This window comes from Bacillus cereus group sp. BfR-BA-01453 (assembly GCF_022662915.1).
Classification (GTDB): Bacteria; Bacillota; Bacilli; order Bacillales; family Bacillaceae_G; genus Bacillus_A; species Bacillus_A paranthracis.
Genome location: NZ_JAKUEN010000048.1, coordinates 1 through 393 on the forward strand (window position 1 = coordinate 1; position 393 = coordinate 393).

The following is a 393-nucleotide window of genomic DNA, read 5'->3' on the forward strand; positions in this document are numbered from 1 at the left end:
CACCGTGCGGGTTCGACCCCCGCCCTCGGCACCATATGCGCCCGTAGCTCAATTGGATAGAGCGTTTGACTACGGATCAAGAGGTTAGGGGTTCGACTCCTCTCGGGCGCGTTTTCTTTCGGGAAGTGGCTCAGCTTGGTAGAGCACCTGGTTTGGGACCAGGGGGTCGCAGGTTCAAATCCTGTCTTCCCGATACTTGTTTGGGGCCTTAGCTCAGCTGGGAGAGCGCCTGCCTTGCACGCAGGAGGTCAGCGGTTCGATCCCGCTAGGCTCCACCAAAAAAAGTTCTTTGAAAACTGAACGAAACAAACAACGTGAAACGTCAATTTTTATTTTAGATGCTAGACAAACTAACTTTATTGGAGAGTTTGATCCTGGCTCAGGATGAACGCT

Annotated in this window: 3 tRNA genes; all 3 read left to right on the forward strand. The window is 52.4% G+C overall.

What is annotated here, in order from left to right:
* Nucleotides 1-37 precede the first annotated feature (37 nt).
* Nucleotides 38-111, forward strand: a tRNA-Arg gene (locus tag MR070_RS26915).
* A gap of 8 nt (nucleotides 112-119) precedes the next feature.
* Nucleotides 120-193, forward strand: a tRNA-Pro gene (locus MR070_RS26920).
* Between the two features lie 9 nt (nucleotides 194-202).
* Nucleotides 203-278: transfer RNA gene (locus MR070_RS26925), tRNA-Ala, on the forward strand.
* Nucleotides 279-393: the final 115 nt, after the last annotated feature.